This is a genomic window from Nocardioides sp., from assembly GCF_036401255.1.
Lineage (GTDB): Bacteria > Actinomycetota > Actinomycetes > Propionibacteriales > Nocardioidaceae > Nocardioides.
In genome coordinates, this window is sequence record NZ_DASWVI010000414.1 from 1 (window position 1) to 20958 (window position 20958).

A 20958-nucleotide genomic window follows, 5' to 3' on the forward strand; every position below is an offset into this window, starting at 1 on the left:
CGTAGTCCTCGGGCCTGCCGGCCGTGACCGGCTGCATCACCTGGACGAACTTGCGCTGCCAGGACAGCGGCAGCCACGGCACGGTCACGTAGTACTTGTCGGCCGGCTTGCCGCCGAAGTACTTGGGCACGATCCACGCGCCGGACCTCGTCGAGAGCGTCACCTCGTTGTCGAGAGCCCGCGAGGACAGCTCGACGGTGATGTCGGCCGCGCTGTTGCCGATGCCGACGACGAGGATCCGCTTGCCGTAGCAGTCCAGCGGCGTGCGCGGGTCGATGTAGGCGTGGGAGTGGATCGACTCGCCGGTGAACTCGCCGGGGAAGTCAGGCAGCCGCGGGTCCCAGTGGTGCCCGTTGGCGACCACGAGCGCGTCGAAGCGCCGGGTCTCGCCGGCCTGGGTGTCGAGCTCCCAGCCACCGACGTCGAGCCGCCTCGCGTCGACCACGCCGTTGCCGAACTCGATGTGCTCGCGCAGGCCGAACGCGTCGGCGTACGCGTCGAGGTAGGCCTTGATCTGGGTGTGGTGCGGGAAGTCGGGGTAGTCGTCGGGCATCGGGAAGTCGCGGAAGGACAGCCGGTGCCGCGAGGTGTCGATGTGCAGCGAGCGGTAGGCGCTGCTGTGCCCGTTGGGGTTGCCGAACGCCCAGTTGCCGCCGACCCGGTCGGACGACTCGAACGTCGCGTAGTCGAGGCCGTAGTCGTCGAGCATCTTGCTCGCGGTCAGGCCGCTGATGCCGGCACCGATCACGGCCACCGTCGGCCGCCTGGACTCCTGCACGCGTCCCCCTGAGGTGAGTGGAACCTGTTCTATTCGGGCGACCGTAGGTGCTGGGATTGACACGCGTCAACAGGGGGGGTGCGCGCGTCTGCGGGTTTCACCGGTCAGCCGGTGAAACCCGCACGACACGCCGAGGGGTCACGGCGTGTCGTGCGGGTTTCGGCTGCCAAGTGGTACCTGTGGGGCTGGCGTGACCGGCCCTGACCCTCACCGCTCCTCCGACGACGACCGCTCGCTCCTCCTCCGACGGCGACGACGGCGACGACGGCGACGGCGACGCCTAGGCTCGCGCCATGGCCCTCCTCCATCACGCGACGCTCACGCCGACCAAGAAGGAGCTGCTCGACGCCTGGCTCCCCAGCCAGGACTGGGCGGCGGGGTTGCCGGAGCTGACGGTGGTCGGCGGCTACCGCTTCGACGACCCCGACGGCGAGGTCGGCATCGAGGGCATCGTGCTCAGCCGCGCCGACGGGGGTTTCGTCCACGTGCCGCTGACCTACCGGGCGGCGCCGCTCGAGGGCGCGCAGGCGCACCTCGTCGGACAGATGGAGCACTCCGCGCTCGGCACCCGCTGGGTGTACGACGCGGAGGGTGACCCCGTCTGGCGGGCCGCCGTCACCGCGACGGTGCTGACGGGCGGGAGCGGCGCGGAGGAGTACTTCGAGGTCGACGGGGTGCGCGAGGTCCGAGAGCCCCTGGTCACGGTGTCAGGCAGCGGCGGCGTCGTGCCGGATCCCGTGGCGGTGCCGGTCCACCTGGTCGGTTCGGACGCGCGTGGCGAGGCCACGCTCACGGGTCGCTGGGCCGGCGGCGAGGGCGTGCTCGTCGTCGTCAGGAGCGCCGGGTCACGCTGAGCAGCTCGTGGGCCGGCACCGGGTTGTCGCGAGCCGCCTGGCAGGTCAGCCGGGTGGCGGTGGCCGGGTCACTGGTGGTGCGCACGCGCACGTCGTACGTCGCCCCCGCGACCTCGAAGGTGGCCGCGGTGACGTCGCCCTCACACGTGCGAGATGCGAGCGCGACGTCCGCCTCGCGGGTCGCGCCCAGCTCGCGGCGCAGGAGGATCTCGGCTGCCTGGACCGGCATCGGCTGGGACGAGCGGCCGCGCAGGTGGTCGAGGTCGAGCTCGCCGGCCAGGTGCGAGCCGGCGACAGCGAGCGCCGATGCCGGCTCGAGCCGCCCGTAGTAGAGGCCCTGCGGCAGGACCACCAGGTTGCCGGCGAACCGGTCGCCGCCGATGTGCGAGACCTCCCAGGTCTCCTCGGGGTGCGCCCGGTCGAGCGCTCTCGCGATCGGGCGGCCGCGCTCGGCGCAGCACGCGTCGTGGCGCCCGTTGGTGCACACGCAGAACAGCGCGCCGTCGTACGCCGCCAGCCCGGTCGACCCACCGCGGCGGAACGCACCGAGGTCGAGGTCGAGCACCTCCCGCTCGTCGGCGAGCACGCCGGACTCCAGCCGCGGGCGGACCGGGTCGGCGTGGGCCGCGAACACCCGCACGCCCCCGCCGTCGGGCTTCGAGCTGAACCGACGGACCAGCAGCACCTTCGCCCGGTGCTCGCGCGCCAGGCCCTTCAACGCCGGCCCCAGCCCTTCGGGCAGCCGCGCGTCGAGCAGCGCGTCGCTGCCCCACGGCCCGGTGTGCTCGAGCAGCAGCCAGGTGCGGACGTGGGTCGCGGTGCCCGCGACGGGCTCGTCGCGCAGCAGGCTGGCCGCCGCGCAGCGGAAGGAGCTCACCGGACCTCCAGGAGGCCCTCCCGGACCAGGCGCCGGCACAGCACGAGGTTGCTCTGCGCGTCGAGCGGCAGGTCGGCCGGCGTGAGCTCGGCGCGGGCGCGGACCTCCTCCAGGGCGGGCCGCACCCACGCCGGAACGCTCATCGACCGGTCGCCGAGCAGCACCTCGAGCCGCTCGCCCCGATCGAGCAGCACGCACGGGTGGCCGGGCCGGCGGCGCAGCCTGGTCGCCTGGGTGAGCTCCGCGTGCGCGAGCACGTCGCGCAGGCCACCGTCGAGACGCGGGGGCCGGCTGGTGAGGAACCGACGTACCTCCGCCTCGACCGCGGCGCCGGGGTCGGCGCCGCGCAGCGCGGTCGCGAGCCGCTCGAGCCGTTCGGCGAGCGGCCCGGCGAGCGCGGCGGGGTCCTCGAGGTAGCCGGCGGGCAGGTGCTCGTCACCGACCTCGCGCAGCAGCGGGGCGACCGTGCGCTCGACGAGGCCGCGCCAGGTGAGCTGGTTGATGCCGAGCGTCACGTGCAGCGACACGGTGTCCTGCGCGCGGGCGGCGTGCGGCGTGCCGGTCGGCAGGTACATCGAGATCCCCGGCTCGAGGAGGACCTCCTCGGGACCGTCGGGTCCGTGGACCTCCCACTGCTTGGAGCCGGCGGTCTGGAACACGAACACGTCGTGGGAGTCGGAGTGCACCGCGAAGCCCTGCGAGCCCGGCGGCGTCAGGTAGGCGTTGGCCTGGCACGGGTGGCCGAGCTCGAGCTCGAGCTCGGCGACCAGCCGGGTCAGCGGGGGCCAGTAGCGGTGCAGCCCCTGGAAGACCACGGTCGCGCCGTCGTCGAACAGCGCGAGCGCCTTGCGGGCGTCGACGAGACCGGTGAGCTGCTTGCCGGCCAGCGTGGCCCCGCGGGTGTACGCCGACTCCGGCAGCACCGCGCCGTCCTTGGCCATCCGGACCGACGGCGCGCGGATGGCACAAGCGGTGAGCAGGTGGTCGGCGTCGTCGAGCGAGAGCAGTCCGACGAGGCCGCGTGGATCGGCGGGGTCGGTGCGATGCAGGTGCACGCGCGACGCCCAGACCTTGCCGATGAAGGTCTGGGCGTCACCGCTGAGCAGGTCGAGTGCGGACACTCAGGACGCGTCCCCGTCGGTGGTGTCGGTGGCGTCGCCGTCGGTGCCGTCGCTGTCGGTGCCGTCGCCGTCCGAGGCGTCCCCGTCGGTCGTGTCGGTGGCGTCGCCGTCCGTGCCGTCGCTGTCGGTGCCGTCCGCGTCGCCGCCGTCGGTGCCGTCCGCGTCACCGCCGAGACCGACGGTGGGATCGCCCGCGGGGGCCGTGGTCATGTCGTCGTCGTTCAGGGGCTCTTCGGGCGTGGTCGTCATGACGTCCTCCTGGATCGGTCGGGTGTGCCGATCATGTACCCCGCAGGTGTCGGCGTACACGGCCCGGTTGGCCGTCCGGGCGATTATTCTCTAGGGTCGAACCGTGCATATTCGCCCGGGGCACCCGCCGCCCGCCGAGGAGGCCCAGTGAGCAGCGACGCGACCGACCGACGCGCGGTGCGCCAGCTGCACCACGACCCCGCGGACCGCCCACTGATCACCATCTGGGAGGTCACCCGGGCCTGCGCCCTGGTCTGCCGCCACTGCCGGGCCGACGCCCAGACGCGGGCACATCCGCGCCAGCTCACCACCGAGCAGGGCAAGGCGCTGCTCGACGACATCGCGGGCTTCGGCAAGCCCTACCCCATCGTCGTCCTCACCGGTGGCGACCCCTTCGAACGGCCCGACCTCGCCGAGCTGGTGCGCTACGGGACCGCGCTGGGCCTGCACGTCGCGCTCTCCCCGTCGGTGACCCCGCGGCTCACTCCCGACGTGCTCGCCGAGCTCCGCGCCGCCGGTGCCGTCGCGATGTCGCTGTCGCTGGACGGCGCGACCGCCGCCACCCACGACTCCTTCCGCGGCGTGCCCGGGGTCTTCGACGACACCCTGCGTGCCGCCCGCTGGGTGAAGGAGGCCGGCTTCCGCCTGCAGATCAACACGACCGTCACCCGGGCCAACGTGGCCGAGCTGCCCGACGTGCTGCGCACCGTCGTCGACCTGGGCGCCTCGCTGTGGAGCGTGTTCTTCCTGGTGCCCACGGGCCGGGGCACGGCGCTGACCCCGCTCTCGGCGCCCCAGGTCGAGGACGTCCTGCACTGGATGCACGACGTCTCGGACCTGGTCGCCGTCAAGGCCACCGAGGCCCCGCACTACCGCCGGGTCGCGATCCAGCGGGCGCGCGGCGAGCACGTCGAGCTCGGCGAGACCTACCGGCAGCTGACGGCCGCGACCGCGAGCCTGCGCGAGGGGCGCGGCGAGCAGCTGCGCCGGCCCCGACCGCCGATCGACGTCAACTCCGGCCGCGGGTTCGCGTTCATCGACCACCTCGGCGACGTGTACCCCTCCGGCTTCCTCCCGCAGCGCTGCGGCAACGTGACCGAGCAGGGGTTCCGCGAGCTGTACCGCACCGACCCGCTGCTGCGATCGCTGCGCGATCCGTCCGGGTTCCATGGCCCCTGCGGGAGCTGTGAGTTCCGCGAGGTCTGCGGCGGCTCGCGCTCGCACGCGTACGCCGTCACCGGCGACGTGCTCGGCTCCGACCCGACCTGCGTGTACGTGACCGCGAGCTAGTGCCGGATCAGCCGATCAGCCCCCGCCGCCTCCCGATCGCGGCGGCCTCGGTGCGACCCGCCGCGTTGAGCTTGCCGAGGATGTTCGAGACGTGCACCGAGACCGTCTTGGCGCTGATGAACAGCTGCTTGGCGATCTCGCCGTTCGAGCGCCCCTGGGCGACCAGCTCGAGGATCTCGGTCTCTCGCGGGGTCAGGGCGTCCGGCGCCGACTCCGCGCGCACCGGCGTGCTGCCGAGCGCGCGCAGCTCCTCGAGCAGCAGCTGGGCGCCGAGCCGGTGCGCCGTCACGCGAGCCGGGTCGGCCTGCGCGCGGCAGCCGGCCACGTCGCCGGTGGCGCGCAGGATGCTCGCGAGCACGGTGCGCACCCGGGCCAGCTCGTAGACGTGCCCGAAGTCCTCGAACAGCACGACCGCGTCGCGCCAGGTGTCGATCAGCGCGTCCAGCGGCGGCGCGTCGATGCCGGCCAGCCAGCGCACCCGCAGCGTCTCGGCGTCCAGCCGCTTCATCCAGGCCCGGCCCTCGGGGCCCCAGTGACCTGACGGGTCGGAGTAGCGGTCGAGCACGACGTGCCCGTCGGCGTGGATCCGGTCGACGCGGGCGACGTACGCCGCGCGCTCGGCGGCCGAGAGCTCCGGCATCGCCTGGGCGACCGCGCCGATGGTGAGCGCGCCCAGGCGGATCCGCGCACTGAACCACTCGTGCCAGATCCGGCTGAGCACGCCGACGACCTCGTCGTAGACCTCGATCGCGCCGGCCGCGTCGCGGCGCGCGCCGGCGGCGTCGATCTCGACCGCACTGGCGTTGATGGCGACACCGCCCTCGCGGGCCCAGAACTTGCGCAGCGCGCGCGCCTCGGTGCACACGTCCTCGCCGCGGGCCTGGAGCACCTGCAGCCGCAGCGGCGCGATCATCGCGCGCGGGATCGGTGGCGGCACGTCCGAGCCGGCGTCGGTCAGCTCGAGCGCGTCGTCCCACCGACCTCGGACGACAAGCACCCAGGCCAGCTGCCAGCGCGCCTCGAACGCGAACGGCGCGTAGGGGATGCCGGCCTCGACGCCGCGGTCGATCGCGCTGCGGAACCAGCGCTCGGTCTCGTCGAACTCCGCCCAGTCCTGGAAGGAGCGGCCGAGCAGGTACCGCGCACGCAGCTCCGAGGACAGCGCCCCGGACGCCTCGGCGCGGGCCACGGCCTCGGCGAGCGCGTGCCGCAGGCCCTCCTTGGGGCCGGTCTTCTTCAGGATGCTCAGGGTCGTGATGACCTCCGAGACCAGCTCGTGGAGATCGAGCCGCTCGGCGAGGTGGAGGGCCTCCAGGCCGACCGCCTCGGCCTCCTCGTAGTGGCCCATGCCGACGAGCACCCGCGCGTGGTGGGCGAGCACCCGGGTGCGCAGCCCGCTGTCGCCCTCGGGCACCAGCGCGACCGCCTCCGCGGAGATCGCGACCGGGTCCTCGGTGGTCTCGATCGCCATCGTCAGCAGCGCCTGGGTCGACATCATCCGGGCCCGCCAGGTGGTCGGGGCGTCGACCGGCAGCCGCTCGACCTGCTCGGCGATCACCTTGACCGCGCGCTCGGGGTCACCGCTGGCCGACAGCGCCTCCGCGGCGCTGACGACGAGCTTGGAGAGGTCCAGGTCGATCTGCGCGCACCGGCGCGGGTCGACGAGCAGCTCGAGCGCCTGCTGGTAGTGGTACGCCGCCTCGTCGGGACCACCGACCTGGGAGGCCTCGTTGCCGGCCTGGATGCTCGCGGTGAGCGCCGTGTCGAGGTCCATGGCCAGGCGCGCGTGCCGGGCGAGCTCGGCGGCCGTGCCGCGCGCGCCGGACTGGAGCGCCGCGACGTACTGGGCGTGCAGCCGGACCCGCTCACCGGGCAGCAGGTCGTCGTACACCGCCTCGCCGAGCAGGGCGTGCCGGAACCAGTACCGGCCGTCGCCGGCGACCAGGATGTTCATCTCGACGGCCTTGCGCAGACCCTCGTCGAGCGCTGCCTCGTCGAGGCCGGAGGCGGCCGCGAGCATCTCGTGGGAGACCCGGCGACCGGCGACGCTCGCGGTGCGGACCACCTGCCGTGCGGTGTCGTCGAGCCGGTCGAGGCGCACCAGGAGCACGTCGGCGAGGTCCGCGGGGACCCAGCGGCCGGGGCCCGCGGCCGCGCTGGTGAGCTCCTCGACGAAGAACGCGTTGCCCTCGGCCCGGCTGACGATGTCGGCGAGCTGCTTCTCGGTGAACCCCTCGGGGGCGAGCTCGGCGATCAGGGTCCGGACCGCGTCGTCGGACAACGGTGAGAGCGCGATCCGGTGCACGCCGCGGATGCGGGACCACTCGGCGACCTGGCGGCGCAGGGGGTGGCGGCGGTGCAGGTCGTCGGAGCGGTACGACGCCACCACCGACACCGGGCCGGCGAACGGCCGGGAGAAGAGGAAGCTGAGCATGTCGCGGGTGGACTGGTCGGCCCAGTGGGTGTCCTCGATGACCAGCAGCAGCGGAGCCTTGGCCGCCGCGGCCTCGAGAAGGGCGTGCACGGCCTCGAAGAGGTCCGCGCGGTCCAGCGCACCGAGGTCGTCGGTCGACCGGTCCGCGGAGCCCATCATCCGGCGGCCGGGCTGGAGCCGCGCGAGCGCCGGGTGCGCCACCGCGGTCTGCTCGACGATGTCGGGCAGGTCGGCGGCGAGCCGGCCGAGCACCTCCGAGAACGGCAGGTAGGGCAGCGCGCTGTCGCCGAAGTCGAGGCAGTGGCCCGCGATCACCTGCCAGCCCTCGGTGAACGCCAGGTCGCGCAGCTCGGTGAGCAGCCGGGTCTTGCCGACGCCGGCGTCGCCCGAGAGCAGCACGATGCCCGGGTCGGTGCCGGACGGCCGGACGCCGAGCAACGAAGCGATCTCCGTCAGCTCGGCGTCTCGACCGACCAGGGTCCGGCTCGTGTGCGCTGCCACGTCGTCCATGATCGCGTGTTCTGTTGTCGGGTGCTCCTGATTAGTGGCCGCCGCCTCGGGGACGAGCCGCAGGACCCGCTCGGTCATCGCCGCGCGCCGATCAGCGCACGGTCGTCCAGGTCAGCCCGTCGACGTCCCTGCTGCGGCGTACCAGCGAGCGCCGCTTGCGGCGGCCCGCCAGGTCGTCCTGGACCCGGTTGAGCCGGTACTCCAGCTCAGTCTTGATGTAGTCGCGGTGCGCGATGTTGTCGTACATGGTGGGCTCCTCAGCTCCTCGGTGACAGGACCGAGACTCGCTCCCTGAGGTAGGCCCACACATCGGGCAGGTGCCTTATCTGCCTCCCGGGTGCGCCTTAGCCGGGCGTGCCCGCCGCTTGTAACGCGGCGTTGGTGGATCTAGGCACCCCCTGACAACGGGGTCACCAGATCCGCTGACCCCGCGTTACAGCGGGCGGCCGGCGATCCAGGTGCCGAGCACCAGCGGCACGCCGGGGCGGTAGGCCAGGTGCACGTGGGACGGGGCGTCGAGCAGCACCAGGTCGGCGCGGCGGCCGGGCACGAGGGCGCCGACGTCCTCGCGGTCGAGCGCCTCGGCGCCGCGGTACGTCGCCGCGTGCACCGCCTCCGCGGGACTCATGCCCATCTCGCGGACCGCGAGCGCGATGCACAGCGGCATGCTGCTGGTGAAGCAGGAGCCGGGGTTGCAGTCGCTGGCCAGGGCCACCCGAACACCGGCGTCGATGAGCCGCCGGGCGTCGGGGTAGGGCTGCTTGGTCGAGAACTCCACGCCCGGCAGCAGCGTCGCGATCGTGGCGCTGTCGCGCAGGGCGTCGACGTCGGCGTCACTGAGGAACGTGCAGTGGTCGACCGCGGCCAGGCCGAGCTCGGCGGCGAGCCGGACGCCCTCGCCGTAGGTCAGCTGGTTGGCGTGCAGGCGACCGCGCAGGCCCGCCTCGGCCCCGGCGACGAGGACCGCGCGCGCCTGGGCGGCGTCGAAGGCGCCGCGCTCGCAGAACACGTCGACCCACCGCGCGTGCGGCCGGGCGGCCTCGAGCATCGGCCCGGTCACCAGCTCGACGTACTCCTCCGGCGTGGTGCCCGCGGGCACGACGTGGGCGCCGAGGTACGTCGTCTCCTCGGTGAACTGCCGCGCGACCGCGAGGCTGCGCGCCTCGTCGTGGACGGTCAGCCCGTAGCCGCTCTTGATCTCGACGGTGGTCGTGCCCTGGCGGCGCATCTCCGCGACGAGCCGGGCCACGTGGGCGGTGAGCTGCTCGTCGGTGGCGGCGCGGGTGGCGGCGACGGTGGTGCGGATGCCGCCGGCGGCGTACGGCGTGCCGGTCATCCGGGCGGCGAACTCGGCGGCCCGGTCGCCGGCGAAGACCAGGTGGCTGTGGCTGTCGACGAAGCCGGGGATCACCGCACGGCCGCCGGCGTCGACCATCTCGTCAGCGGCCGGGGCGTCGCTCGCGGAACCGACCCAGGCGACGGTGCTGCCCTCGACGACGAGCGCGGCCTGCTCGATGGTGCCGAGGGGGTCGTCTGCTTGCGGGTCGTTGGTGACCAGCTCGCCGATGTTGGTGATCAGGGTCGTGGCCACGGCGCCTCCTTCCACAGTGCCTCCATCGCGTCGTCGAGCTCGCGGCCGATGTCGCCGCGGTCGTCGGCCGTCGCGACGACCCGTCCGCCCGCGACCACGTGGGTGACGTCGGCCGCGGTGGCCGCGAAGACCGCGGTGTTCTCGTCGGCGCCCGTGCCGGCGGTGCGTGGGCTCCGGGTATCGATCGTCACGAGGTCGGCGGGCTCGCCGACGGCGATGCGCGCGCCGGCGGTGCCGATGCCCAGCAGCCCCGCGGCCGACCAGTGCCCGCGCTCCTGGGTCGCGAGGCGCTCGTCCATCTCGAGGCCGCGCAGCTCCTCGAACGGGTCGATCACGGCGTGGCTGTCGCTGCCGATGGTGAGCCGGCAGCCGGCCTCGGCGAGCCGGCGCGCTGGGCCGATGCCGTCGGCGAGGTCGCGCTCGGTGGTGGGCGTGATGCAGACGTTCGTGCGCGTGCTGCCGAGCAGGGCGATGTCGTCGTCGGTGAGGTGGGTGGCGTGCACGACGGTGGTGCCGGGCCCGAGGAGCCCCTCCTCGTGGAGCAGCCGGGTCGGGGTGACGCCGTACGCCGCCAGGCAGGCGTCGTTCTCCGCCTGCTGCTCGCTGAGGTGGACGTGCAGGGGGCTGCGGCCGCGGAACACGTGCAGCTGGTCGCGGGGCACGGCACGGACCGAGTGGATCGCCGCGGGTCCGTCGCCCACGCGCGCGGCCCAGCGCTCGGCGCTGCCGTCGCTGTAGCGTCGCTGGACGCCCTCCGGTGGGGCGCCGAAGCCGCTGCTGACGTAGCAGGTGTCGAGGAGCGTGAGCCGGATGCCCGCCTCGCGTGCGGCCGCGCGCAGCGCGTCCCCGGTCTCCGGCTCGGGGTCGTGGAGGTAGTGGAACTCGCTGACGCTCGTGTAGCCCGCCGCCACCATCTCGCGGAACGTCGCCCGCGCCAGCGCGAAGTAGCTGTCCGGGGTGAGCCGCTCCGCCACGGCGTACATCTGCTCGCGCCACGTCCAGAACGTCCCCCGCCCCCGCTGGGTCCTCCCCCGCAGCGCCCGGTGGAACGCGTGGCTGTGGTCGTTCACCAGGCCGGGGACCGTGAGGCCGGCGAGCTTGCGGGTTTCACCGGTCGGCCGGTGAAACCCGCACGACACGCCGTGGGGGGACGGCGTGTCGTGCGGGTTTCGGCTGCCAAGTGGTGCCTGTGTGACTCGTGTGATCCGCCCGTCGGCGACCTCGAGCAGCACGTCGTCGCGGACGGCGCCGTCGACCCACGCCCGCTCGAGGAGGTACGACGAGGAGGACTCGCTCACTGCGCGAGCCGTTCGAGGGTGTCGGCCAGGGCGGAGACGCCGACCAGGCAGTCGGGGAGCTCGGCGTGCTCGGCCGGGGAGTGCGAGACGCCGGTCGGGTTGCGGACGAACAGCATCGCGGAGGGGACGCCGGCCGCCGAGAGGATGCCCGCGTCGTGGCCGGCCTGGGTGGGGATGATCGGCCAGTCGCCGTCCTCGTGGTCGGCGGCGACCCGGGCCGCGAGCACCGGGTCGAAGACCACCGCCGGTGAGACCGACTCCGCCGTCACCTCCAGCGAGGTCCCGTCGCGCGAGGCCCGGTCGGTCGCCTGGGTCGTGATGCCGTCGACCAGCGACGACAGCGACGACTCCGTCGCACACCGGGCGTCGAGCCACGCGGTGACGTGCGACGGGACCGCGTTGGTCCCGTTCGGCGTCACCTCGACCCGCCCGAACGTCGCCCGCTGTCCGGCCAGCCGGGCCTGCTTGTTGGCGCCCAGGGCGGTGAACGCGTAGGTGAGCATCGGGTCGGCGCGGTCCTCCATCCGGGTGGTGCCGGCGTGGTCGGCGACCCCGCCGAAGTCGAAGCGGTACCGCCCGTGCGGCCAGATCTCGCTGGCCACGCCGACCGCCGCGCCCCGGTCGACGAGGTTGCGGCCCTGCTCGACGTGCAGCTCGACGTACGTCCCCACCGAGGCGAGCAGCGACGACGAGCCGCCTTCCACCACGTCGCCGAACGCCACGCCGTCGCGGTCGCGCAGCTCGCGCGCGGCCTCCCACGACGTCGTGCCCGTGGCCAGCCGCGAGCCCAGGCAGGCCAGCCCGAACCGCGAGCCCTCCTCCTCGACGAACACCGACACCCCGATCGGCCGCGCCGGCACGACCCCGCGCGAGCGCAGCACGTCGACGGCCGCGAGCGACGACACCACACCCAGGGGGCCGTCGTACGCACCGCCGTCGAGCACGGAGTCGAGGTGCGAGCCGGTCAGCACCGCGGGGCCGGCGCCGACGTCCCACCACCCCACCAGGTTGCCGAACGCGTCCGACTCGACGCGCAACGACCGCGCCGCGCACTGCTCGAGGAACCACGCCCGCAGCTCGTTCTCTGGCGCGGTGAACGGCTGGCGGAAGTACCCCCCAGACTGCGCCGACCGGCCGATCGGGGCCAGGTCGGACCACATCCGCTCGAAGTCGTCAGGCACAACAGTCCTCATATTCTTGGTCACCATGGAATTCCAGGACGTCGTACGCCGCCGCCGCATGGTCCGCAACTACGCGAGCGACCCGGTCGACCCGGCGATCGTCGACCGCGCCCTGCACAACGCCACCCGTGCCCCCAACGCGGGCTTCAGCCAGGGCTGGGCGTTCCTCGTGCTCGACACCCCGGCCGACGTGCGCGCGTTCTGGGAGGCGACCGCCGACGACATCGACCACCCCGACGAGTGGCTGACCGGCATGATGCGAGCGCCCGTGGTGATCCTGCCCTGCTCGAGCAAGGCGGCCTACCTGCGCCGCTACGCCGAGCCCGACAAGGGGTGGACCGACCAGGACGAGACGCGCTGGCCCAAGCCGTTCTGGGACATGGACGCCGCGATGGCGGCACTGCTGATCATGCAGACGGCGACCGATGCCGGCCTCGCCAGCTGCTTCATCGGCGTCCCTCCCGAGCGCGAGGCGGCCGTGCGGGAGACGTTCGGCATCCCCGCGGACTTCGACCCCGTCGGCGTGGTGACGATCGGCCACCACCCCGCCGACCCGAGCGACCACGGTGCCGCCGGCTCGCCGTCGCGACGGCGCCGCAAGGCGGTCGAGGACGTCGTGCATCGGGGTCGGTGGGGCCACTCGGCCAGTCCATCGGTGTGACGTCGCGCGGTCAACGACCGGGGCCGCTCCGGGCGTCTCGCATCCGAGACGGCCGCCGGTGCCCTAGCCTGCGCGGGTGACCCACCGCGCCGTCGCCAAGCTCCAGGCGCTCGTCCGCATCCCCACGGTCTCCGACCGGGATCCGACACTGGTCGACCCCGAACCGTTCGACGCGCTGCTCGATGAGCTCGCCCGACAGTTCCCGGTGCTGCACGACCGGCTCGAGCTGACCCGCGTCGACACCCACGGCCTGCTGTTCCGCTGGCCGGGCCGCAGCGACGCCCGCCCCGTCGTGCTGATGGCCCACCTCGACGTCGTACCCGTCGAGGGGTCCGCGCCCTGGCAGCACCCGCCGTTCGGGGCCGAGATCCACGACGGCGCGATCTGGGGCAGGGGCACCCTCGACGACAAGGGCGCGGTCGTCGGCATCTGCGAGGCGGTCGAGACCCTGCTCGAGCGTGGGTTCGTGCCGGGTCAGGACGTCTGGCTCTCCTTCGGCTGCAACGAGGAGGTGTCCGGGACGTCGGCCCAGCTCGCGGTCGCCGAGCTCGAGCACCGCGGCGTCCGGCCGTGGTTCGTCGTCGACGAGGGCGGCGCGATCGCCTCGGAGGCGTTCCCCGGCGTGGGTGCACCGATCGGCGTCGTCGGGGTGACCGAGAAGGGTGTCACCTCGATCGAGCTGCGGGTCGAGGGCCGCGGTGGCCACGCCTCGACGCCTACCCGGATGGGGCCCACGGCCCGGATCGCCCGCGCGATCACCCGCCTGGACCGCGCGCCGATGGCCGCCAGCGTCCCCGACCCGACCGTCGAGCTGTTCCGGCGGATGGCCCCGCACGCCTCGCTCGCCCTGCGGCCGCTGCTCGCCAACGCCGCCCGCCTGCGCCCGGTGCTCACCCGCGCCCTCATCGCCGCCGGCCCGGAGCCGGCGGCCATGACCCGCACCACGTTCGCGATCACGACGCTCGCCGGCTCCCCGGCGCTCAACGTCATCGCCAGCACCGCGAAGGCCGGCGTCAACATCCGGATCATGGTCGGCGACACGGTCGCCGGCGTCCTCGAGCACGTGCGCCGCACGATCGACGACGACCAGGTGCAGGTCGAGATCGTCGAGCGCAACGAGCCCAGCCCGGTCTCGCCGTACGACGACGAGGCGTTCGCCCTCATCGAGGACACGATCACCGAGGTGTTCCCCGACGCCGTGCCCGCGCCGTACGTGATGATGGCCGCCACCGACGCGCGGTTCTTCACCGCGATCTGCGCGCGGGTGTACCGGTTCGCGCCGTTCCGGATGACCAAGGCGCAGCGCGAGTCCATCCACTCCTACGACGAGCACCTCCGGATCGACGCCCTCGTCGACGGCGTGCGCTGGTACGAACGGCTCATCGAGAGGATCCCCGGATGAACAACGGCGTCCAGGCCCGCCACTCGCTCTTCGCCATCGTCGGATTCCTGGTCTGCGTGGAGCTGGCCAGCGGGATCCTGCAGGGCTACTACACGCCGATCTTCAGCGACATCGCCGACCACCTCGAGATCGCCGACGCGGACGTCAACTGGTTCGAGGCGGCGCAGCTGATCGTGTCGGCCCTGGTGGTGCCACCGTTGGCGCGCCTGGGTGACCTCGTCGGCCACAAGAAGGTGCTGCTGCTCTCGACGGCGGTGACCGCGATCGGATCGTGGGTGATGGCGTTCGCACCGTCGTTCTCCACCTTCCTGGTCGGTGCCGCGCTGCAAGGGGCGTACGTCGTGTGGTTGCCCCTCGAGGTCGCGATCATCTTCCGGCGCACCGCCGACACCGGCCGGCAGAACCAGCTGACGCGGCGCTCGGCCGCGGTGCTGGTCGGCGCCCTCGAGCTGGCGGTGATCGTCGGCGCCGTGACCAGCGGCGCGCTGGTCGAGGCGACGTCAATGACCGTGCTGCTCGCGCTGCCGGCGGTCGCGGTGACCGCATGCTTCGTCGTCATCTGGTTCGGCATCGAGGACGTGCCCGGCACGGCCTCGGGCGGGCTCGACCTCGGTGGCCTCGCTCTGGTCACGACCGCGATCGGCCTGGTGATGGGCGGCCTGGTCGTCGTCCGCGTCGACGGGGTCGACAGCGTGCTGGCCTGGGCCCTCGTGGTGCTCGGCTTGGCCGCCCTCGTGCCGTTCGTGCGCTACGAGCAGCGGCAGGCCGAGCCGTTGATCGACGTACGCCTGCTGCGGGCGCCGGGGCAGTGGCCGGTGCAGCTGACGGCGTTCCTGTTCGGCATGTCGGTGCTCGGCGCGCAGATCCCGCTGTCGACCTTCGCCCGGACCGACCCCGACGTGGCGGGGTACGGCCTGGGCGCCGGGGCGGGATTCGTCTCGACGCTGATCGGGCTGTACGTGATCTTCCTGGCGATCGGCGCCTTCACGCTGCCGCTCACGACGCGCGCGCTCAGGGCCCGCGGGGCCCTGGTGTTCGCCTCGCTGCTCGTCGCCGCCGGCTACGCGCTCTGGCTGCCGTTCCACGACGCGACCTGGCAGGCGCTGGTCAACATGGCGGTCGCCGGCCTCGGGTCCGGCGCGCTCGTCGCAGCACTCCCGGCGACGGCCGCGGCCGCGGCGCCCCCACACCGCACCGGCTTCGCCACGGGCATGACCAACGCGACCAAGACCGTGGGCGGCGCGATCGCCTCGGCCGTGTTCGCGATCGCGCTCTCGGCCACCGGGACCATCGACGACCCGACCGAGGGCCACGCGCCGCTCGCGGGCTACCTCACGGTGTGGTCGGTGTGCGCCGTCGCCGCGCTGGCCGCGGCCGTCGCGCTGCTGGCGATGCCACGGGTGGTCGCCGAGGACGCCGACGAGGTGCTGGTCCACTCCTGACCCGCACCGTGCGCGGTTACGCTGGAGGAGATGCCAGAGGAGCGCGACCCCGACCGGGCGGCCAGCCGCGCCGCCGCTCGCGCGCGGATCGAGCAACAGCAGACCTGGGTGGACGTGCAGATCCGCCAGGCGATGGAGCGCGGCGAGTTCGAGAACCTCCCCGGCCACGGCAAGCCCATCGAGGGGCTGGGCGCCGAGCACGACCCCGACTGGTGGCTCAAGAGGCTCGTCGAGCGCGAACGCATCACCGTCCTCCCGCCGAGCGTCGCGCTGCGCAAGGAGGACGCCGAGCTCGAGGAGACCCTCGACCGGATGCACGTCGAGTCCGAGGTGCGCGCCCAGGTCGAGGACTTCAACGATCGCGTGATCCGGGCCCGCTACTCGCTCTCCCCCGGGCCGCCGCTGATCACGATGCCCCGCGACGTCGAGGCCACGGTCGTGGCGTGGCGCGAGCGGCGCGAGGCTCGCCGTACGGCGCGACCGGCACCCGCCGTACCGCCCCCGAAGCGGCACTGGTGGAATCGGTGGCGCAAGCCGAGCGAGGGAGGGTCATGAACAGGATCGGTGTGGTCGGCGGCGGCCTCATGGGGTCGGGCATCGCGGAGGTCAGCGCTCGCGCCGGCCAGGACGTGGTGGTCGTCGAGTCGGGCGAGGAGGCGGCCAAGGCCGCGCTCGGCCGGCTCGAGAAGTCGCTCCAGCGGGCCGAGGCCAAGGGCAAGATCGAGTCCGCGGCCGAGGTGCTGACGCGAATCCGTGTCGAGACCGACCTCGGTGCCATGACCGACCGTGAGGTCGTCGTCGAGGCGATCGTCGAGGACGAGTCCGCGAAGGTCGCGCTGTTCCGCTCACTCGACGCGGTGGTCGAGGCGCCCGACGCGATCCTGGCGTCCAACACCTCCTCGATCCCGATCATGAAGCTCGGGGTCGTGACCTCGCGGCCCACGCAGGTGATCGGCGTGCACTTCTTCAACCCGGTGCCGGTGCTGCAACTCGTCGAGCTGGTGCCCTCGCTGCTCACCTCCGACGACACCACCGCCCGAGCGCGGGCGTGGGTGGAGGGGTCGCTGGGCAAGAAGGCGATCGACTGCCAGGACCGCGCCGGCTTCGTCGTCAACGCGCTGCTGATCCCGTTCATCCTCTCCGCGATCCGGATGTTCGAGTCCGGCTTCGCCTCCGCCGAGGACATCGACCGCGGCCTGGTGCTCGGCGCCGCGCACCCGCAGGGCCCGCTCGCCCTGGCCGACCTGATCGGGCTCGACACCACCAAGGCGGTCGCCGAGTCGCTCTACGAGGAGTTCAAGGAGCCGCTGTACGCCGCTCCCCCGCTGCTGCAGCGGATGGTCGACGCCGGCTTGCTCGGCCGCAAGACCGGGCGGGGCTTCTACACCTACGAGTAGCGGCACGCCGTGCGGGTTTCACCGGCTGACCGGCGAAACCCGCACGACACGCCGGTGCGCCTCGGCGTGTCGTGCGGGTTTCACCAGCCGACCGGTGAAACCCGCAATCGCTGCGACATCGGTCATACCGACGGGTAGCGAGGCGCTGCTACCTTCCGGCCCATGACCGGATCCCGCAGCGCCAAGGACTTCTTCCGACCCCTCGCGGTGGGGGCCCCGACGCCCCTGACCGAGATCCCGGCCCGCCCGAGCCGGGCGATCCACTTCTTCGACCCGAGCAACCCCAAGATGGCCGCCAAGGTCCCCGACCTGGTGGGCACCGTCGACGTGCTGCTCGGCAACCTCGAGGATGCGATCAAGGCCGACAACAAGGAGGCCGCGCGCGAGGGCCTGGTGAAGATCGCCCAGGACACCGACTTCGGGCCCACCCAGCTGTGGACCCGGATCAACGCGCTCGACAGCCCCTGGGTGCTCGACGACCTCACCACGCTGGTGCCGGCGATCGGCCACAAGCTCGACGTGATCATGGTCCCGAAGGTGCAGGGCGCCGAGGACATCCACTACGTCGACCGGATCCTGGCCCAGCTGGAGGCCAAGGCCGGGCTGGACCGCCCGATCCTCGTGCACGCGATCCTCGAGACCGCTCGCGGCGTGGCGAACGTCGAGGAGATCTGCGGCGCGAGCCCCCGCATGCAGGGCCTGAGCCTGGGCCCGGCCGACCTGGCCGCGGACCGCCGGATGAAGACCACGCGGGTCGGCGGCGGCCACCCCGGCTACCTCGTGCGCCAGGACCCGCCGACGAACGACGTCGGGGTCGCGGACGTCGACGCCAAGCGCGCGACGTACCAGCAGGACCTGTGGCACTACACGATCTCCCGCATGGTCGACGCCTGCGCGATGCACGGCATCTACCCCTACTACGGCCCGTTCGGCGACATCGCCGACGTGGTCGCGTGCGAGGACCAGTTCCGCAACGCCTTCCTGCTCGGCTGCGTCGGCACCTGGAGCCTGCACCCCAAGCAGATCGCGATCGCCAACAAGGTCTTCAGCCCCAGCGTCGAGGACGTGGCCCACGCCCGCCGCGTGGTCGCCGCGATGGGCGACGGCACCGGCGCGGTGATGCTCGACGGGAAGATGGAGGACGACGCCTCCCTCAAGCAGTGCCTGGTGATGGTCGAGCTCGCCGAGCAGCTCGCCGCCATCGACCCGGAGCTGAAGAAGCAGTACGACGAGATCGAGGTGCCCACCGCATGACCGAGTTCACTCCGCTGCGCAGCGTCCTCTACATGCCCAGCTCCAACGAGCGGGCCCTCGAGAAGGCCAAGACGATCCCGTGCGACGGGCTGATCCTCGACCTCGAGGACGCCGTCGCGCCGGACGCCAAGCCGGCCGCCCGCGAGGCGGCCTGTGCCGCCGCCGCGAGCGGCGACTACGGCCGGCGCACGCTCACGATCCGCGTCAACGGCATCGGCACCGAGTGGCACGACGCCGACCTGGCGGCCGCCGCGCAGGCCGGCCCGCACGCCGTCGTGGTGCCCAAGGTCAACAGCGCCGCGGAGGTCGCCCAGCTGGTCGACGCGCTCGAGCGGCACGGCGCCCCCGACCACACCACGCTGTGGGCGATGATCGAGACGCCGGTTGCGATCCTCGACGCCCTCGCGATCGCGCGGGCCTCCGAGCGCCTCAGCACGTTCGTGCTGGGCACCAACGACCTCGTCAAGGAGCTGTACGCCGAGCACGTGCCCGGCCGGGCGCCGATCCTGCCCAGCCTGCACACCGCGCTGCTCGCCGCCCGCGCCGCGGGCATCGCCATCCTCGACGGCGTCTACAACGACGTGAAGAACACCGAGGGCTTCCTCGCCGAGTGCCAGCAGGGCCGCGAGATGGGCTTCGACGGCAAGACGCTGATCCACCCCGGCCAGGTCGAGGGCGCCAACGCGGCGTTCGCGCCGAGCGAGCAGGCGGTCGCCGACGCGGAGGGGCTGATCCAGGCGTGGGAGGACGGACGGGGCAGCGGGGTCGTCACCTACAACGGCCGGATGGTCGAGAACCTGCACGTGGAGTCCGCGCGCCGGGTGCTCGACATCCACCGGGCGATCCGCGACCTGGGCTGATCGGCGGGCACGAGCCGGACCGGAGGGTTTGCGGCGTTCACACCCTGGGGTACTGCCGTTCGGGGGTACTCACAGGGAGGAAACGACAATGATTGTTCTGGGCTTGATCCTGCTGATCATCGGCCTGGTGGCCAGCATCCCGCTGCTGACCACGATCGGACTGATCCTGCTCGCGGTGGGCCTGATCTTGAACCTCGTGCCGATCGGCGGCACCCGTCGCAGGGTCTACTAGGAGCGTCCACCAGCAGACACCGACCGACGCCTGCGAGGCCCCGGGGTCGTCCCCGGGGCCTCGCCGCGTCCGCTGCCGGTCCGCAGCCGGTCCGCAGCAGGTCCGCCGCACGCCGCGGCCTGGCACCATGGCTCCATGGAGCGCGTGCTGGGTGTGGGTGGCTACTTCCTGCGGGCCGGCGATCCCGCCGCCCTGGCCCGGTGGTACCGCGACTGCCTGGGCCTCGACGTCGACGAGCACGGGTCCTGGCGTCAGGAACCCGGGCCGGCGGTGTTCGCGACGTTCGAGCGCGAGACCGAGTACTTCGGCTCGCCGTCGCAGCAGACGATGCTGAACCTGCGGGTCCGCGACCTCGACGCGATGCTCGCTCAGCTGCGCGCCTACGGCGCCGACGTCGACGAGCACACCGAGGAGCTCGACGGCGTCGGGAGGTTCGGGTGGGTGACCGACCCCGAGGGCAACCGGGTCGAGCTCTGGCAGCCCGCCTGATCCGCTCCGGGCCAGCCGGCGGGCTCAGTCCTCTCCGCGGCGCATCTGCTCGTCGAGCCAGAGCTTCACGCTGCCGAGCACGCCCGCGACGTCGTGGACCAGCTTGCCGACGGCGTCCTGGCTCTGCCGGAACGTCTCGGTGTAGCTGCGCGCCGCGGCCTTGGCCGCGTCGGTGACCGTCGCCTGGTCGTCGTCCTGACGGCGGGGGTACTCCCCGGCCAGGATCCGGGTGTACTCCCCGGAGTCGACCCAGCGGCGCAGCTCGCTCGCGCGGACGACGAGGAACGGGTGGGTGCGGTTCTCCACCAGCAGCATCTTCAGGACCGAGTCGCGCAGGTCGGCGTCGTCGTACTCCTGGCCCTGCGCGAAGAACGACGTCGGGTCGAGGTCGTCGAGGTGGCCGCCGCTGGCGAGCTTCATGTGCACGCGGAACGCCGTCGCCGGATCCTGGGTCGCCAGCAGCCCGGCGCGGTCGGCGGAGAGCTCGGACTTGCGCGACCACTCGTAGAGCGCCGCCATGATCGCCCGGAAGCCGAGACCGCCGACCGGCACGCTGCTGAGCACGCCGGTGAGCTGGATGAGTCGCTGCAGGAGCGTCTGGTAGACGGCGTGCCCGCTCATCGCGTGGCCGAGCTCGTGGGCGACGACGAACCGCAGCTCCTCCTCGTCGAGCAGGTCGACCAGGCCGGAGTTGAGCACGATGAACGGCTTGTTCATCCCGATCGTGAGCGCGCCCGGCACCGGGTTGGCCACGACGTACATCTCCGGGAGCTCCGCAGCGTCCAGCGTCCGGCCGACCTCGCCGAGCAGCCGGTGCAGCCGCGCGAACTGGCGCTCGTCGACACGCACGGCGGAGCCGAGGAACACCAGGCGTACGGCGCGCTCGTTGAACATCCCCGAGATCGCCTTGAGCAGCGTGTCGAAGCCCTTGAGCTTGCGCAGCGCGACCAGCGCGCCGCGGTCGGCGGGGTGCTCCCAGGCCCGGGAGCTGATGTCGGTGAGCGTGGCACGGGACCGAGCCGGCTGAGTCGTCACGGT

At 73.0% G+C, this 20958-nt stretch carries 21 protein-coding genes; 11 read left to right on the forward strand and 10 right to left on the reverse strand.

Features of this window, described 5'->3' with window-relative positions:
- Window positions 1-778, reverse strand: a 778-nt coding sequence (locus VGD85_RS19130; RefSeq protein ID WP_331065020.1) for a flavin-containing monooxygenase, incomplete at its 3' end; no start/stop codon positions are given.
- A gap of 293 nt (window positions 779-1071) precedes the next feature.
- Here VGD85_RS19130 and VGD85_RS19135 point away from each other — a divergent pair.
- Entirely contained in the window at window positions 1072-1632 is a 561-nt protein-coding gene (locus VGD85_RS19135) for a CG0192-related protein (protein ID WP_331065021.1), read from the forward strand.
- Here the strand turns inward: VGD85_RS19135 and VGD85_RS19140 are convergent.
- From VGD85_RS19140 to VGD85_RS19150, 3 genes are read right to left on the reverse strand one after another with little or no spacing between them, the layout of a single operon-like run.
- Entirely contained in the window at window positions 1610-2509 is a 900-nt protein-coding gene (locus tag VGD85_RS19140; RefSeq protein WP_331065022.1) for a sucrase ferredoxin, read from the reverse strand. The two genes, VGD85_RS19135 and VGD85_RS19140, sit on opposite strands and share 23 nt — an antisense overlap.
- Window positions 2506-3630, reverse strand: a complete 1125-nt coding sequence (locus VGD85_RS19145) for a cupin domain-containing protein (protein WP_331065023.1) — start codon at window positions 3628-3630, stop codon at window positions 2506-2508. The genes VGD85_RS19140 and VGD85_RS19145 overlap by 4 nt, the downstream gene beginning before the upstream one ends.
- Entirely contained in the window at window positions 3631-3879 is a 249-nt protein-coding gene (locus tag VGD85_RS19150) for a hypothetical protein (protein WP_331065024.1), read from the reverse strand. It lies immediately after the preceding gene.
- Window positions 3880-4026: 147 nt separating this feature from the next.
- On the opposite strand from VGD85_RS19150, the gene VGD85_RS19155 reads away from it, so the two are divergent.
- Window positions 4027-5169, forward strand: a complete 1143-nt coding sequence (locus VGD85_RS19155; protein WP_331065025.1) for a TIGR04053 family radical SAM/SPASM domain-containing protein — start codon at window positions 4027-4029, stop codon at window positions 5167-5169.
- A 7-nt stretch (window positions 5170-5176) separates the two neighbouring features.
- Here VGD85_RS19155 and VGD85_RS19160 read toward each other — a convergent pair whose 3' ends face one another.
- From VGD85_RS19160 to VGD85_RS19180, 5 genes are all read right to left on the reverse strand, one after another.
- Window positions 5177-8191, reverse strand: a complete 3015-nt coding sequence (locus tag VGD85_RS19160; protein ID WP_331065026.1) for a helix-turn-helix transcriptional regulator — start codon at window positions 8189-8191, stop codon at window positions 5177-5179.
- Between the two features lie 13 nt (window positions 8192-8204).
- Window positions 8205-8360, reverse strand: coding sequence for a hypothetical protein (locus VGD85_RS19165; RefSeq protein ID WP_331065027.1), 156 nt, complete (start codon window positions 8358-8360; stop codon window positions 8205-8207).
- Window positions 8361-8546: 186 nt separating this feature from the next.
- A complete protein-coding gene (gene hutI / locus VGD85_RS19170; protein ID WP_331065028.1) occupies window positions 8547-9704 on the reverse strand; it encodes an imidazolonepropionase in 1158 nt (385 codons plus the stop codon).
- The gene (locus VGD85_RS19175) at window positions 9689-11002 is read right to left on the reverse strand and encodes a formimidoylglutamate deiminase (RefSeq protein ID WP_331065029.1); all 1314 of its coding nucleotides are present in this window, start codon (window positions 11000-11002) and stop codon (window positions 9689-9691) included. The genes hutI and VGD85_RS19175 overlap by 16 nt, the downstream gene beginning before the upstream one ends.
- Window positions 10999-12183, reverse strand: coding sequence for an allantoate amidohydrolase (locus tag VGD85_RS19180; protein ID WP_331065030.1), 1185 nt, complete (start codon window positions 12181-12183; stop codon window positions 10999-11001). Before VGD85_RS19180 ends, VGD85_RS19175 begins: the two co-directional genes overlap by 4 nt.
- Window positions 12184-12208: 25 nt before the next feature.
- Here VGD85_RS19180 and VGD85_RS19185 point away from each other — a divergent pair, with 25 nt between their 5' ends.
- The 9 genes from VGD85_RS19185 to VGD85_RS19225 all read left to right on the forward strand — a co-directional run bounded on the left by VGD85_RS19185 (window position 12209) and on the right by VGD85_RS19225 (window position 19920).
- The gene (locus VGD85_RS19185; RefSeq protein WP_331065031.1) at window positions 12209-12844 is read left to right on the forward strand and encodes a nitroreductase family protein; all 636 of its coding nucleotides are present in this window, start codon (window positions 12209-12211) and stop codon (window positions 12842-12844) included.
- A 76-nt stretch (window positions 12845-12920) separates the two neighbouring features.
- On the forward strand, window positions 12921-14246 hold the full coding sequence (locus tag VGD85_RS19190) for a M20 family peptidase (protein WP_331065032.1): 1326 nt from the start codon (window positions 12921-12923) through the stop codon (window positions 14244-14246).
- Window positions 14243-15688: an MFS transporter gene (locus tag VGD85_RS19195; protein ID WP_331065033.1), complete on the forward strand. Its 1446-nt coding sequence runs from the start codon at window positions 14243-14245 to the stop codon at window positions 15686-15688. Before VGD85_RS19190 ends, VGD85_RS19195 begins: the two co-directional genes overlap by 4 nt.
- A 30-nt stretch (window positions 15689-15718) precedes the next feature.
- Window positions 15719-16243 carry a DUF1992 domain-containing protein gene (locus tag VGD85_RS19200; protein WP_331065034.1) on the forward strand — a complete coding sequence of 175 codons (525 nt, stop codon included), beginning with the start codon at window positions 15719-15721 and terminating at the stop codon, window positions 16241-16243.
- Window positions 16240-17085, forward strand: a complete 846-nt coding sequence (locus VGD85_RS19205; protein WP_331065035.1) for a 3-hydroxybutyryl-CoA dehydrogenase — start codon at window positions 16240-16242, stop codon at window positions 17083-17085. Before VGD85_RS19200 ends, VGD85_RS19205 begins: the two co-directional genes overlap by 4 nt.
- Before the next feature lie 162 nt (window positions 17086-17247).
- Window positions 17248-18339 carry a CoA ester lyase gene (locus tag VGD85_RS19210; RefSeq protein ID WP_331065036.1) on the forward strand — a complete coding sequence of 364 codons (1092 nt, stop codon included), beginning with the start codon at window positions 17248-17250 and terminating at the stop codon, window positions 18337-18339.
- Window positions 18336-19199, forward strand: a complete 864-nt coding sequence (locus VGD85_RS19215; RefSeq protein WP_331065037.1) for a CoA ester lyase — start codon at window positions 18336-18338, stop codon at window positions 19197-19199. Before VGD85_RS19210 ends, VGD85_RS19215 begins: the two co-directional genes overlap by 4 nt.
- An 88-nt stretch (window positions 19200-19287) precedes the next feature.
- Window positions 19288-19431 carry a hypothetical protein gene (locus VGD85_RS19220; RefSeq protein ID WP_331065038.1) on the forward strand — a complete coding sequence of 48 codons (144 nt, stop codon included), beginning with the start codon at window positions 19288-19290 and terminating at the stop codon, window positions 19429-19431.
- 135 nt (window positions 19432-19566) lie between these two features.
- A complete protein-coding gene (locus VGD85_RS19225) occupies window positions 19567-19920 on the forward strand; it encodes a VOC family protein (protein ID WP_331065039.1) in 354 nt (117 codons plus the stop codon).
- 24 nt (window positions 19921-19944) lie between these two features.
- Here VGD85_RS19225 and VGD85_RS19230 read toward each other — a convergent pair whose 3' ends face one another.
- Complete coding sequence (locus VGD85_RS19230; protein ID WP_331065040.1) at window positions 19945-20955, reverse strand: M48 family metallopeptidase; 1011 nt, start codon at window positions 20953-20955, stop codon at window positions 19945-19947.
- Between the last annotated feature and the right edge of the window lie 3 nt (window positions 20956-20958).